Below are 11985 nucleotides of genomic sequence, written 5' to 3'. Positions count from 1 at the left end.
TCCCCGCGATTTTTCGCGAAAGGGAACAGCATGGCCGGCTTCAAGACACTGGACGACATCGGCAACATCGACGGCAAGCGCGTGCTGGTGCGCGTCGACCTCAACGTTCCCGTCGCCGACGGCAAGGTCACCGACGCCACCCGCATCGAGCGCATCGCGCCGACCATCGCCGAGCTTTCCGGCAAGGGCGCCAAGGTCATCCTGCTTGCCCATTTCGGCCGGCCCAAGGATGGACCGTCGCCCGAATTCTCGCTTGAGCCGATCGCCAAGGCGACCGCGGAGGTGCTCAGCCGCCCTGTCGGCTTCGCGGCCGATTGCATCGGCGACAAGGCCGCGAGCGCCGTCGCCGCGATGGGCAACGGCGACGTGCTGCTGCTCGAAAACACCCGCTTCTACAAGAGCGAGGAGAAGAACGACCCGGACTTCACCGAAAAGCTCGCCGCCAATGGCGACATCTTCGTCAACGACGCCTTTTCCGCCGCCCACCGTGCCCATTCGTCGACGGAAGGGCTTGCGCACCTGCTGCCGGCTTTCGCCGGCCGTACCATGCAGGCCGAACTTGACGCGCTGGAAAAGGGCCTCGGCAATCCCGCGCGCCCTGTCGTCGCCATCGTCGGCGGCGCCAAGGTCTCGAGCAAGATCGACCTGCTGATGAATCTGGTGAAGAAGGTCGACGCGCTGGTCATCGGCGGCGGCATGGCCAACACCTTCCTGGCCGCGCGCGGCACCGATGTCGGAAAATCACTGTGCGAGCACGACCTCGCCAAGACCGCCAAGCAGATCATGATCGAGGCGGCCGAAGCCGGCTGCGCCGTCATCCTGCCGATCGACGGTGTCGTCGCCAGGGAATTCAAGGCGGGCGCCGCCAGCGAAACCGTCGCCATATCAGAGATGCCGGCCGACGCCATGATCCTCGATGTCGGCGAAAAGACGGTGAAGACCGTTGCCGACTGGATCGACCGCGCCGCGACCCTGGTCTGGAACGGTCCGCTCGGCGCCTTCGAGATCGAGCCGTTCGACCGGGCGACGGTGGCGGCAGCCAGGCACGCCGCGGCCCGCACCAAGGCCGGCAAACTGGTCTCGGTGGCTGGCGGCGGTGACACGGTTGCAGCACTCAACCATGCCGGCGTCGCCGACGATTTCACCTACGTCTCGACCGCCGGCGGCGCCTTTCTGGAATGGATGGAGGGCAAGCCGCTGCCCGGTGTCGATGTGCTGAAGCGCTGAGGCCCTGAGGCGACAGGCGAACGAGGGGCGTTGGCGCGTTTCAATCGATTCGAGCTTTCCGCTTGCAATGGTTCGACTTGAACCTGCCTTGCTCTAGTGGTCTGCTAGCTTGAAACAACCGTTTCAGGAGGATGCATCATGAGCGAACGTCTCGAGGACATTGCCGCCGCGATGGTGGCCGACGGCAAGGGTCTTTTGGCCGCCGACGAAAGCTCCGGCACCATCAAGAAGCGCTTCGACGTGATCGGCGTCGAATCGACCGCCGACAGCCGCCGCGACTATCGCGAGATGATGTTCCGCGCCAAGGAGGCGATGACCAGATACATTTCCGGCGTCATCCTCTATGACGAGACCATCCGCCAGAAGGCCGCGGACGGCACGCCGCTCGTCGACATCATCAAGGCGACCGGCGCCATCCCAGGCATCAAGGTCGATGCCGGCGCCAAGCCCCTGGCTGGGTACCCCGGCGATACGATCACCGAAGGCCTCGACGGCTTGCGCGAGCGGCTCGCCGACTATTACAAGCTCGGCGCCCGTTTCGCCAAATGGCGTGCGGTGATCGACATCGACGTCGCCAAAGGCGTGCCTTCCGCCACGTCGATCGGCTCGAACGCGCATGCGCTCGCCCGCTATGCGGCGCTTTGCCAGGAGGCCGGCATCGTGCCGATCGTCGAGCCGGAGGTGCTGATGGACGGCGCCCATGACATCGGCACCTGCTACGAGATCAGCAAGGCAACGCTGACAAAACTCTACACCGAGCTCTACGCGGCCCGCGTCGTCCTCGAAGGCACCATCCTGAAGCCGAACATGGTTCTCGCCGGCAAGAAGTCGGGCAAGACCAGCAGCCCCGAGGAAGTCGCCGAAAAGACCATAAAACTGTTCCGCGAAACGGTGCCGGCCGCGATTGGGGGGATCGCCTTTCTCTCCGGCGGGCAATCGGACGAGGAGGCGACCGCCAACCTCAATGCCATCAATGCCATCGGCCCGCATCCATGGAAATTGACTTTCTCCTACGGCCGCGCCTTGCAGGCGGCGCCACAGAAGGCGTGGAGCGGCAAGGCGGCCAACGTCGCCGCTGCCCAGGCCGCCTTCGCCCACCGCGCCCACATGAACCATCTGGCCGCGCTTGGAAAATGGCAGCCGGAACTGGAACAGGCCGCCTGACCGGATTTTTCGAACCCGGGCCATCTGCCCGGGTTCCACTTGCTCCAGAAAAAGCGAGGGCCGTGTCGGCTCGCGTTGAGCCCAAACGTCCTTAGGGCTCAAAGAGGAGCAGGCTGATGCCAAACAACAAGATCGTTTCACGGGAAGACTGGTTCCAGGCGCACAAGGCGCATCTGGCGCGTGAGAAGGAATTGACGCGATTTCGCGACCGCATCGCCGCCGAACGGCGGGAATTGCCTTGGTTGAAGATCCGGAAGGACTATGTCTTCGAGACCGAACAAGGGCCGAAGAACCTGGCTGACCTATTCGCCGGCGCAAGCCAGCTGATCGTCTACCACTTCATGTTCGGGCCGGGCGCCGACTACCGTTGCGAAGGTGTTCCTTACTTGCCGACCACATCGACGGCGCCAACCAGCACCTCAAGCACCACGATGTGTCGCTGATCGTGATCTCGCGGGCGCCGTTGGCTGAATTTCTGCCCTACAAACAGCGCATGGGCTGGAAATTCGACTGGGTGTCGTCCTACGCCTCGGACTTCAACTTCGACATGCAGGTTTCCTTCACCGACAAGCAGATCGCATCCGGCTACACGACCTACAATTTCGAGCAGCGCGCGCTGAAATCGAAAGACCTTCCCGGCACCAGCGTGTTCTACAGGGATGAGAACGGCGACATCTTCCTGACCTTCATGTCGCGATCGAGGGGCGGTGATCCGCTGATCGGTGCCTATCACTATCTCGACCTGACGCCGAAGGGCCGCAACGAGACAGGTCCCTACCACAGCCTGATGGACTGGGTGCGGCTGCACGATGAATATGCAGACATGCCCGAGATGCAGGACGCCTGTTGCCATTGACGACGGGCAGTCGACGCAAGGTCTTTCGCCTCTAGCCCGATATGCGCTAAGTGCTGCTCGCTATGCCTTTAACGGACTTGCCCCATTAACGGTTTGCGATGCAGCGCTTTCTTGCCCTCCTCACCTGGCTCGCCTTTCCGGTCTATGTCTGGCAGGGGCTCGGCGTGCGCCGCCGCACCACCCGCATGCTGCCGGCGCAAGGTCCGGTCATGCACGAGATATCAGGCCAGGCTCCGGCGGTCTCGCTTCTGATGCTTGGCGATTCTTCCGCGGTCTCGGTCGGCATCGGCAATTCCGAGTACGGGCTGGCCGCGCAACTGGCCGAGCTAATCTCGAAACGCACTGGCCGTGCGGTGCGCTGGCGGGCAGCCGGCTTCAACTCGGCGACCTCGGGCCAGATCCGCGACCACGTGCTGCCCAACCTGTCGGCCGATCCCTGGACGCATATCGTGCTTGCCATCGGCACCAACGACACCAAGAACTTCCACTCGGTGCCACGCTTCAAGAGCGATTTTGGCGGCCTGCTCTACGCGTTGCGCGCTAAATGGCCGGAGGCGCGCGTGGTGTGGTCGCCGGTGCTGGAATTCACCCGGGCACCGGCAATGCCGCCGCTGCTCGGAAAAATCCTGGAGATCCGCGCCGCCGAGATGAACCGGATGGGCGAGCGCCTCTGCCTCGAACGCGGCGCGGTGCCGGCGCCGCGCCTGCCGATCACCGATGCCGAAGCCGGTTTTGCCTCCGACGGATTTCATGCCTCGGAAGCCGGCTACCGGGCCTGGGCGGAACATCTCGTCGGCCTGGTGCTGGCCAATGAACCACGCCTCGCATAGCGGGCCGCCAGCCCTACGTCCAATGCCCCAGCGCCGCTGTTATCGAAATCGCCGCCATCGCCAATACCGCCAGCTTCCAAAAATCGCTGCGCCGCTTCAGCCCCGGCCAGCCGAGCGGCTTGATCAGCTGAATGACCATCATGGCGACGATGACGAGCGCGAGAAGTTTCGACATGCCGCCTTTGACCAGCATCGCGGTCGGCTGTCAAAGCGCTCCGCTCGCGCCGGGTCGCCACAGCGCTGAGATGCGCTATGCCAGCGGCTTGAGGCCGGCCTCGATCGCCGCCCGGTTCGGTTCCAGGAATGGTGGCAAGGCCAGCCTTTCGCCCAGCGTCTCCAGCGGCTCGTCGGCCGTGAACCCTGGGCCGTCGGTGGCAATCTCGAACAATATGCCGTTCGGCTCACGGAAATAGAGCGAGCGGAAGTAGTATCGCTCGACCTCGCCGCTTGACGGCAGACGAAACTCGGCCAGCCGCGCGGTCCATTGGTGCAAGGTCTCCTGATCCGGCGCCCTGAATGCCACATGGTGGACCGCACCGGCGCCCTGCCTTGCCGGCGCAAGGCCCGGCTGCACCGCGACATGAAGCTCCGCCGCCGGCCCGCCTGCTCCCATTTCGAAGACATGGACCTGGCCCTGACCATCCGGCGAGGCATAGTCCCGCGCCTTGTGCATGTTCATCACTCTGGTCAGCACGGTTTCAGTGTTGGTGATGTCGGGAACGCTGATGACGATAGGCCCGAGCCCGCGTATCTGGTGCTCGACTGGGACCGGGCTTTGAGCCCAGGGATGACTGTCGCCCTTGCCGCCATCGCTGACGAGACGCAGGCGCTGGCCTTCTGGGTCTTCGAAATCCAGCGACGGGTAGCCGCCAACATCGCCGATCTCTCCCGTTGCGACGGTCTTGCCGGCCAGGCGCTCCTTCCACCAGGCAAGGCTTTCGGGGCTGGCGACCCTCAGGCTGGTCCGCACGATGCTGTTGGTGCCGCGCCGTTCGCGTCCGACCGGCCAATCGAAGAAGGTAAGATCGGTGCCAGGCGTCGCCTCGGCGTCGGCATAGAAAAGGTGATAGGCTGACGTGTCGTCCTGATTGACCGTCTTCTTGACCAGCCGCAGCCCCAAAGTACCGGTGTAGAAACGAAGGTTTCCCGGCGCATTCGCGGTGATAGCGGTTAGATGGTGAATTCCCGTCAGTTGCAGGCCCATGGTCGTCCTCCCTGATCTCTGGAAAATTTTTCTCCTTCAATATCAGAACGCCGACCCTATCGCAGAAGGATGCGAATTCCGACAGTCCGTCGCCGCAAGCTGAACGATCTCAACCCTGACAGGGACATGCGATGAACAGGCCGGCGTGCCTCGCACCGGCGAGATCGGGAAGACAACCGGCAGCATCACCAAGGCCATCAAACCTCCTGACAGACTGCTGTCAGGAGGGGTGTGCGATAGTGTCTCCATCGAAAGAGAGGAGACCAGCTATGAACGGTTTTACCATTCTGCGCAGCGTGCAGCACTATGTCGGCAAGATCAGGACGATGCGCAACGAGATCCGCACCCGGCGTTTCATGAATGGCTTGCCGCAGAGCATCCGCAAGGACATCGGTTGGCCGGATAATTACGAAGGCCGCCACGGCCGCGGCCATTGAGGCGATTTTTTCGCGGCAGCAGTTTGGATGCGGACGCCACGGCGCCCAGATAAATAAGTCCGGCGGGCCGAAAGACGGAGCAGGAAATGTCCGAACAGAAGACCATCGGCGTCCTATTCATCAATCGCTTCGCCGACTGGGAATACGGCTTGCTGGCGGCTTCGGCGGTCGAATGGTTCGGTGCGCGCGCGGTGTCGCTGACGCCGAACGGCAAGCCGGTGACCTCGGCCAGCGGATTTGTGCTGACGCCCGATCGCTCCGCCGAGGTTGATGAAAACACCGATCTCGACGCCGTCGCGGTCGTCGGCTCCGACCAGTGGGTCGATGCACCGCCTGATATCTCCGGACTGCTGACGGCAATTGCGACGCGCGGCGGCGTGGTCGGCGGCATCTGCGCCGGCACGCTGGCACTGGCGCGTGCCGGCCTGTTCGATAAAGCCAAACACACCAGCAATGGTCGTGACTGGATCAATGAAAAGGAACCGGGCTATCCGGGCGCTCAGAACTATCTGGATGTGCCCTACGCCGTCGCCGACGGCCGCATCGTGTCTGCGCCGGGTTCGGCTCCCGGCACCTTCGCTCTTGCCTATTTGAAGACGCTCTATCCCCAGAGAAGCAGCGATCTCGCACAGATGCGTACGCTGTTCGCCAAGGAGTATGCCGAAGGGGAACATGCTGAAGCCTCCTGACAGTATGGTGTCAGGAGCGGCGTGCAATAGTGCGACAGTATCAGGAGACAGACATGGCCTTCGTCCCGGCAAAAGCCTCGGCATGGTTCGAGATCCCGGTCACCGACATGGATCGGGCGCGCGCCTTCTATGGGTCGGTGCTTCAGAATGATCTCATCCTGGAGGAGAGCGGCCCGAACCCGATGGCCATGTTCGCCGCGCAGGACCGAATGGCATCCGGGCACGTCTACCCCGGGAAACCCGCAGCACCGGGAACCGGCCCGACCATCCATCTGTCGGTTGCCGCGCCGATCGAGGATGCCATCGAACGGGTGAGGCAGAACGGCGGTCAGGTCGTCTCGCCTGTGATCTCCATTCCGGCGGGCACATTCGCCTATTGCCTCGACCCGGACGGCAACAGCTTTGGGCTCTTCGTCTAGGTGACGCATGGTAAAGAGCTGGAACGACAGGCTGAACACGCCAGGCATCAACGGTATCAAGGCGACGCCGCGCACTGTTGGCGACGTCGTCGAGGGCCAGCCGATGCTGGTGCCGACGGCACGGCAGGTTGATGATTTCATCCGCTCCATTCCAAAGGGCGTGGCCATGGATGTCCGCGCATTGCGCACTGCGCTCGCCATCGAGCACGGCGCCGAAGTGACATGTCCGGTCACCATCGGCTATCATCTGCGCACTGTCGCCGAGGCAGCCAACGAGGATCTGGAACGCGGCATGACGCTGAGCGACATCGCGCCGTTCTGGCGGGTGCTGGATGCAAAGACGCCGACAACAGGGAAGTTGTCCTTCGGCGCGGCATTCGTCGCCGTGCAGCGCAAGCGCGAAGGACTCGAACCATAATGCATGTCGCCCAAAAGTGGGAACCGGTTTTGGGACAACGACATGCATAAAAACAACATCGAGGGACCATACGATGCGCCGCGCCGACAGGCTCTTCCAGATCGTGCAGCATCTGCGCGGTGGCCGTCTGGTCACCGCCCAGAAGCTGGGCACGTGGCTCGAGGTTTCCGAGCGAACCATCTACCGCGACATCGCCGACCTGCAGTCGACCGGTGTGCCGATCGACGGCGAGGCCGGCGTCGGCTACATGATGAGGGAGGGTTTCGACCTTCCGCCGCTGATGTTCACGCGTGACGAGATCGTCGCGCTGGTCGCCGGCGCCCGCATGGTGCGTGCGTTTGGCGGCGCTGCCATGGCGCGGGCAGCCGACGAGGCGCTGGTCAAGATCGGCGCCGTGCTGCCCGATGCCGAAAAGGACCGCATCGCCCGCACCGAAATCCACACGCCGATGTGGGTGGTGAGCGACGCCGCCCGCGAAGCAATCGACTTGATCGAGCGCGCGGTGGAAAAACGCCAGGTGCTGACCATCGACTACTCCGACGAAGCAGGCCGCAGCACCGCGCGCGACATCCGGCCATTGGGCCTGTGGTTCTGGGGCAAGGTGTGGACGCTGGTTGCCTGGTGCGAGATGCGAGACGATTTTCGCGCTTTCCGCATTGACCGCATCGCTTCGGTTGTCATCGCCGGCCGCGTTTTCAAGCCGGAGCGCGGCAAGCAGCTCGCCGATTTCTATCGTGCGGTTGAGCGCAGCGAGGATTACGGCATGGCACCGGACCGGGCCGCGCGAACCTGACGCTCTTACCTTCTCCCCTTGTGGGAGAAGGTGGATTGGCGCGCAGCGCCAAGACGGTTGAGGGGTGCTAGCTTGAGCGCTGTTGGTGCCAAGCTGGAACACCCCTCATCCGACCGAGCTTCGCTCGGCCACCTTCTCCCACAAGGGGAGAAGACAGGCGCCTCACCTACTCCTCGTCGTCCTTATCCTCGTCCTTCGACTTCAGCGCCGAAAGCTTGGCGAAGACGGCGTTGGCGTCGAGCTCCGCATCCTCGTCCTTTGGCTTCTCCGGCGCCGGCACCAGGCGCTCGGTCAATGCCGCCGGCAGCAGCGTGTCGCCGGCCGGCTGTGCCTGCTCGCGGCCACGCGAGGCGCGGTTGACTTCCATGTCGAGGTCGATCTGGGAAGCGAGACCCAGCGTCACCGGATCCATCGGCTGCAGATTGGCCGAGTTCCAGTGCTTTCTGTCGCGGATCTGGTCGATCGTCGACTTGGTCGTGCCGACGAGGCGCGCGATCTGCGCGTCCTTCAACTCGGGATGGTTGCGCACCAGCCAGAGGATGGCGTTGGGCCGGTCCTGGCGCTTCGACAGCGGCGTGTAGCGCGGACCCTTGCGCTTGGATTCCGGCACCCGCACCTTAGGGTCGGACAGCTTCAGCCGATGGTTCGGGTCCTTCTCGGCGCGCGCGATCTCGTCGCGGGTCAGCTGGCCGGTCATGATCGGGTCCATGCCCTTGATGCCTTGCGCCGACTCGCCATCGGCGATCGCCTTGACCTCGAGCGGATGCAGCCCGCAGAACTGCGCGATCTGCTCGAAGGAGAGCGCGGTGTTGTCGACCAGCCAGACGGCGGTCGCCTTGGGCATCAGCAGCGTATTGGCCATTGCAAAATATCCTTCTCGTTCGCCCGCGTTCCCGCGCGGGCGGTGGTTTTAGAGCCACCAAAATGGGAAATTCGCGGTCTGTATAACCGCTCTCTCGCCATTTCGCAATGTTTTTGGGAGGCGCCGCGAGGGTGGCGGAAGATTATCGAACCTGTCAAAGCAGCCCTTTTGGATTCAGCACCGCTCCTTCGGTGAGCCGCTCAGCGGGCGCGGCCGGTAAACCGGCAACAAAACGTCCTCCTGTCGGCATTTGCCGACTGTTAGAGAGGAAGTGTTTCATCCACATTTCGCCTTCGGCAGCGGCGACCTGCCCTTGGGAGAGCAGCCCGCCGCCGATGTGGGCTGATCGATGTTGGAAACCGGGCACGCTGTCGCTGCGGGGTTGTTTCCGTTCGCCATTTCCTATGCGCTGGTCGCAATGCTGCCGGGCGCCAATTTTGCTGTCGTCGCGCAGGCCGGGCTAACCGCTTCGCGTGCTACGGCGCTTTCGGCTGCCGCCGGCATTGCCCTTGGCGCGAGTTCGCTGGCGGCGGTCGTCGCGACGGGAGCCGGCGCGCTGCGGCCGGGGGGCATTGCACACCAGATGGCCGCCAGCCTTTACGGCGCAATGCTGGTCTTCATTGGCTGGAATTCGATGCGGCGGGCGCTGTCGATCAAGACTGGCGTCAACGAGCCGAAGCCGGTTCCAATCGTTCGATACTTCCGGCCGGGCTTTGTCACGGCAGTGGCAAATCCTGCCACCGCACTGTTTTTCGCATCCTCGACGCTGAATTTAAATGCTCGCGGGGCAACTCACCTATCCGTGGTCGCATTGGTGTTTGCCATTGCGATCGCCTGGTTTGGTCTTCTCGGCCTTTCCATTTCCCAACCGGCCACGCGGCGATTTTACAGTCGTTTCCGAAAGCATGCGGACATCGTGCTGGGAGGAGCCCTGGTGGCGCTCGGCTTTGCCGCGCTTGGTTATTGAGAAAGATACCCCGGCGCTCCACCGACCGGCTAACCTGGTTAAGGATGGTAGGCTCGGGGACGTGAAGCTTTTTTCGCAGTTAGCATCTTGCCGGCCGTTTCGCGGCAACCGTTCAATCGTCGCAGCCGCCGCTGTTGCCCAGACTCCAAAACGACAAAACCCGCCGGACAGGGTCCAGCGGGCTCGGAACCGGCGACGGGAAATCCGTCTGCTGCGGCTCTGGCTTCTAAAGCATGATCTCGGACCTAGGCGCCACGTCGCGAAAAAGCGGCTTGATGGTTTCGGGCGAAATCACGTTCGAGATCAAAGCGCCTTGCGGGCGATCCTCTCGATGTCGCCACGGTTGATGCCGAGATCGTTGAGCTGACGAGCGTTCAGCTTGTTCAGTTCGCGCACGGTTTCATTGTACATGCGCCAGTTACGGAAAGCGCGGATCGGGTTCATGGTAGTCCTCCATCGTTTCGATGCCGCTCAAATAGGCATCGTCGATGAAAAATTGAACAGACGCTTTTGCATGGCCGCAATGCGTTTGTTGCATTGCACAATTAAGCATTTGTTCAGCTTGTTGGAGCGACGTGCGTCCCCGCCAACGCACAAAGCTTGCTCCAACGCTTTGAGCCGCGCATCGTGCTTTCCGAACCGGAGGTCAGCGCAGCAAAATCGATTCCGATTTTCGGCCCGATGCGTCAGCCGACATCGAGCACGATCTTGCCGATATGCTCGCCATCCTCCATCCGCTCATGCGCCCGCCACGCTTCCTTGAGCGGGAAGATCATGTCCATGACGGGTGCTACCTTGCGGGTGCCGAGCAGCGGCCACACCTGCGCCTCCAGCGCCGCGGCGATCGCCGCCTTGAATTCGACGGTGCGCGGCCGCAGCGTCGAGCCGGTGTGGGTGAGTCGCTTGACCATGATCTTCGAGAAATCGGCGCTTGCCACCGCCCCGCTCTGCGTGGCGATCTGGACGATACGGCCTTCCACCGCCGCGGCCTCGTAGTTTCGCGCCACATAGTCGCCGCCGACCATGTCGAGGATGATGTTGGCGCCCTTGCCACCTGTCGCTTCCTTGACCGCTGCGACGAAATCCTCCTCATGGTAGTTGATCGCCCGGTCGGCGCCGAGCTTCAGGCAGGCGTCGCATTTCTCCTGGTTGCCGGCGGTGGTGACGACATAGGCGCCGAAGGCCGAGGCAAGCTGGATCGCCGTGGTGCCGATACCGGACGAGCCGCCATGCACGAGCAGCGTCTCGCCGCTCTTTAAGGCCCCGCGCTCGAAGACATTGTGCCAGACGGTGAAGTAGTTTTCTGGCACCGCCGCCGCTTCGGTGTGGGTAAAGCCGGCGGGCAGCGGCAACACGCTGCCGGCATGAACCTTGACATATTCGGCGTAGCCGCCGCCGGGCGTCAGCGCGCAGACCCGGTCGCCGACGCGCCAGCGCGAGATCTCGTCGCCAAGAGCCGCAACTTCGCCCGACACTTCGAGACCCGGCAGGTCCGACGCACCGGGCGGCGGCGGATAGGCGCCCTTGCGCTGCTGCACATCCGGCCGGTTGATACCGGCGGCGCGCACCCGGATCAGGATTTCGCCGGGACCCGGCACGGGCACGTCGCGCGTTTCCGGTTTCAGCACCCGCGGTCCGCCGGGTTCCGAGATCGCAATGGCCGTCATCTTCGCCGGAATTTTATTCTGTCCACTCGCCATGAATTTTCCCGTCTCGCTTCGCCAGTTTCTTGCCGGCTGCCAGTCTCTTGCCGGCTATTTGCATCCATGCCCTTGCCCTATGTATGCTGATTGCCAAATCAGGCAAATGGCCACTACAGCGCCGGGCGTCCGATTGGACGCGCAAAGGACGCTGTAGCAGTTTAATTTTTGCGCATGAGCGAGGAGCGACGATGGCGATCTTCGACGACGAACCCAAAAAGAAAGCGCGCCCGCATGAGATCGGGCAGGATCTGTCGCTGCTTTCCGTCGACGAACTGTCCGAGCGGATCGGCATCTTGCGCGACGAGATCGCTCGGCTAGAAGCCGAACTCAAGGCCAAGGGCACCACCAAGTCGGCGGCCGAGGCGCTGTTCCGCCGCGGATAGTTTCCAGCCGAAGCGTCCGCCGCCGAAAAGCCC

Annotated in this window: 16 protein-coding genes and 1 pseudogene; 11 read left to right on the top strand and 6 right to left on the bottom strand. The window is 63.1% G+C overall.

Features of this window, described 5'->3' with window-relative positions; genetic code table 11:
* The first annotated feature begins 30 nt into the window (after positions 1–30).
* The 4 genes and pseudogenes from IHQ72_RS06580 (at position 31) to IHQ72_RS06565 (ending at position 4077) form a co-directional block, all read left to right on the top strand.
* Positions 31–1227 carry a phosphoglycerate kinase gene (locus tag IHQ72_RS06580; RefSeq protein ID WP_258121692.1) on the top strand — a complete coding sequence of 399 codons (1197 nt, stop codon included), beginning with the start codon at positions 31–33 and terminating at the stop codon, positions 1225–1227.
* A gap of 138 nt (positions 1228–1365) precedes the next feature.
* Positions 1366–2391, top strand: a complete 1026-nt coding sequence (locus IHQ72_RS06575) for a class I fructose-bisphosphate aldolase (protein ID WP_095495297.1) — start codon at positions 1366–1368, stop codon at positions 2389–2391.
* Positions 2392–2507: 116 nt separating this feature from the next.
* Positions 2508–3247: pseudogene (locus tag IHQ72_RS06570) on the top strand (DUF899 domain-containing protein).
* Between the two features lie 98 nt (positions 3248–3345).
* On the top strand, positions 3346–4077 hold the full coding sequence (locus IHQ72_RS06565; RefSeq protein WP_258121691.1) for an SGNH/GDSL hydrolase family protein: 732 nt from the start codon (positions 3346–3348) through the stop codon (positions 4075–4077).
* A 13-nt stretch (positions 4078–4090) separates the two neighbouring features.
* Here the strand turns inward: IHQ72_RS06565 and IHQ72_RS06560 are convergent, their stop codons facing one another.
* Both IHQ72_RS06560 and IHQ72_RS06555 read right to left on the bottom strand, forming a co-directional pair.
* Positions 4091–4252, bottom strand: coding sequence for a hypothetical protein (locus tag IHQ72_RS06560; protein WP_023797063.1), 162 nt, complete (start codon positions 4250–4252; stop codon positions 4091–4093).
* Between the two features lie 75 nt (positions 4253–4327).
* Positions 4328–5281 carry a ring-cleaving dioxygenase gene (locus IHQ72_RS06555; RefSeq protein WP_258121690.1) on the bottom strand — a complete coding sequence of 318 codons (954 nt, stop codon included), beginning with the start codon at positions 5279–5281 and terminating at the stop codon, positions 4328–4330.
* Positions 5282–5550: 269 nt separating this feature from the next.
* On the opposite strand from IHQ72_RS06555, the gene IHQ72_RS06550 reads away from it, so the two are divergent.
* From IHQ72_RS06550 to IHQ72_RS06530, 5 genes are all read left to right on the top strand, one after another.
* On the top strand, positions 5551–5718 hold the full coding sequence (locus IHQ72_RS06550; protein WP_082982284.1) for a hypothetical protein: 168 nt from the start codon (positions 5551–5553) through the stop codon (positions 5716–5718).
* Positions 5719–5804: 86 nt separating this feature from the next.
* A complete protein-coding gene (locus tag IHQ72_RS06545; protein WP_258121689.1) occupies positions 5805–6407 on the top strand; it encodes a DJ-1/PfpI family protein in 603 nt (200 codons plus the stop codon).
* Between the two features lie 53 nt (positions 6408–6460).
* Positions 6461–6826 carry a VOC family protein gene (locus tag IHQ72_RS06540; RefSeq protein ID WP_258121688.1) on the top strand — a complete coding sequence of 122 codons (366 nt, stop codon included), beginning with the start codon at positions 6461–6463 and terminating at the stop codon, positions 6824–6826.
* A gap of 7 nt (positions 6827–6833) precedes the next feature.
* Complete coding sequence (locus IHQ72_RS06535) at positions 6834–7244, top strand: hypothetical protein (RefSeq protein ID WP_258121687.1); 411 nt, start codon at positions 6834–6836, stop codon at positions 7242–7244.
* Between the two features lie 73 nt (positions 7245–7317).
* Positions 7318–8037 carry a helix-turn-helix transcriptional regulator gene (locus IHQ72_RS06530; protein WP_095487267.1) on the top strand — a complete coding sequence of 240 codons (720 nt, stop codon included), beginning with the start codon at positions 7318–7320 and terminating at the stop codon, positions 8035–8037.
* 166 nt (positions 8038–8203) lie between these two features.
* On the opposite strand, the gene IHQ72_RS06525 is transcribed toward IHQ72_RS06530, so the two are convergent.
* Both IHQ72_RS06525 and IHQ72_RS06520 read right to left on the bottom strand, forming a co-directional pair.
* On the bottom strand, positions 8204–8899 hold the full coding sequence (locus IHQ72_RS06525) for a DUF1013 domain-containing protein (RefSeq protein WP_095495304.1): 696 nt from the start codon (positions 8897–8899) through the stop codon (positions 8204–8206).
* Positions 8900–9053: 154 nt separating this feature from the next.
* On the bottom strand, positions 9054–9179 hold the full coding sequence (locus tag IHQ72_RS06520; RefSeq protein ID WP_258121686.1) for a hypothetical protein: 126 nt from the start codon (positions 9177–9179) through the stop codon (positions 9054–9056).
* 69 nt (positions 9180–9248) lie between these two features.
* On the opposite strand from IHQ72_RS06520, the gene IHQ72_RS06515 reads away from it, so the two are divergent.
* Positions 9249–9866, top strand: coding sequence for a LysE family transporter (locus tag IHQ72_RS06515; protein WP_258121685.1), 618 nt, complete (start codon positions 9249–9251; stop codon positions 9864–9866).
* Between the two features lie 303 nt (positions 9867–10169).
* On the opposite strand, the gene IHQ72_RS06510 is transcribed toward IHQ72_RS06515, so the two are convergent.
* Positions 10170–10310, bottom strand: a complete 141-nt coding sequence (locus IHQ72_RS06510) for a DUF1127 domain-containing protein (RefSeq protein ID WP_258121684.1) — start codon at positions 10308–10310, stop codon at positions 10170–10172.
* Positions 10311–10552: 242 nt separating this feature from the next.
* Positions 10553–11566, bottom strand: coding sequence for an NAD(P)H-quinone oxidoreductase (locus IHQ72_RS06505; RefSeq protein WP_258121683.1), 1014 nt, complete (start codon positions 11564–11566; stop codon positions 10553–10555).
* A gap of 191 nt (positions 11567–11757) precedes the next feature.
* Here IHQ72_RS06505 and IHQ72_RS06500 point away from each other — a divergent pair, with 191 nt between their 5' ends.
* Positions 11758–11952 carry a DUF1192 domain-containing protein gene (locus IHQ72_RS06500; RefSeq protein WP_145711298.1) on the top strand — a complete coding sequence of 65 codons (195 nt, stop codon included), beginning with the start codon at positions 11758–11760 and terminating at the stop codon, positions 11950–11952.
* Positions 11953–11985 lie beyond the last annotated feature (33 nt).

Source organism: Mesorhizobium onobrychidis (assembly GCF_024707545.1).
Classification (GTDB): domain Bacteria; phylum Pseudomonadota; class Alphaproteobacteria; order Rhizobiales; family Rhizobiaceae; genus Mesorhizobium; species Mesorhizobium onobrychidis.
The sequence above is the reverse complement of the archived record's forward strand: the minus strand, read 5'-3'. Positions and strand labels throughout refer to the sequence as shown.

Bases quoted from the DNA above. Each gene is read 5' to 3' on its own strand.
- IHQ72_RS06580 (WP_258121692.1), top strand. From the start codon at position 31: ATGGCCGGCTTCAAGACACTGGACGACATCGGCAACATCGACGGCAAG.
- IHQ72_RS06575 (WP_095495297.1), top strand. From the start codon at position 1,366: ATGAGCGAACGTCTCGAGGACATTGCCGCCGCGATGGTGGCCGACGGC.
- IHQ72_RS06565 (WP_258121691.1), top strand. From the start codon at position 3,346: ATGCAGCGCTTTCTTGCCCTCCTCACCTGGCTCGCCTTTCCGGTCTAT.
- IHQ72_RS06560 (WP_023797063.1), bottom strand. From the start codon at position 4,252: ATGTCGAAACTTCTCGCGCTCGTCATCGTCGCCATGATGGTCATTCAG.
- IHQ72_RS06555 (WP_258121690.1), bottom strand. From the start codon at position 5,281: ATGGGCCTGCAACTGACGGGAATTCACCATCTAACCGCTATCACCGCG.
- IHQ72_RS06550 (WP_082982284.1), top strand. From the start codon at position 5,551: ATGAACGGTTTTACCATTCTGCGCAGCGTGCAGCACTATGTCGGCAAG.
- IHQ72_RS06545 (WP_258121689.1), top strand. From the start codon at position 5,805: ATGTCCGAACAGAAGACCATCGGCGTCCTATTCATCAATCGCTTCGCC.
- IHQ72_RS06540 (WP_258121688.1), top strand. From the start codon at position 6,461: ATGGCCTTCGTCCCGGCAAAAGCCTCGGCATGGTTCGAGATCCCGGTC.
- IHQ72_RS06535 (WP_258121687.1), top strand. From the start codon at position 6,834: ATGGTAAAGAGCTGGAACGACAGGCTGAACACGCCAGGCATCAACGGT.
- IHQ72_RS06530 (WP_095487267.1), top strand. From the start codon at position 7,318: ATGCGCCGCGCCGACAGGCTCTTCCAGATCGTGCAGCATCTGCGCGGT.
- IHQ72_RS06525 (WP_095495304.1), bottom strand. From the start codon at position 8,899: ATGGCCAATACGCTGCTGATGCCCAAGGCGACCGCCGTCTGGCTGGTC.
- IHQ72_RS06520 (WP_258121686.1), bottom strand. From the start codon at position 9,179: ATGAAACACTTCCTCTCTAACAGTCGGCAAATGCCGACAGGAGGACGT.
- IHQ72_RS06515 (WP_258121685.1), top strand. From the start codon at position 9,249: ATGTTGGAAACCGGGCACGCTGTCGCTGCGGGGTTGTTTCCGTTCGCC.
- IHQ72_RS06510 (WP_258121684.1), bottom strand. From the start codon at position 10,310: ATGAACCCGATCCGCGCTTTCCGTAACTGGCGCATGTACAATGAAACC.
- IHQ72_RS06505 (WP_258121683.1), bottom strand. From the start codon at position 11,566: ATGGCGAGTGGACAGAATAAAATTCCGGCGAAGATGACGGCCATTGCG.
- IHQ72_RS06500 (WP_145711298.1), top strand. From the start codon at position 11,758: ATGGCGATCTTCGACGACGAACCCAAAAAGAAAGCGCGCCCGCATGAG.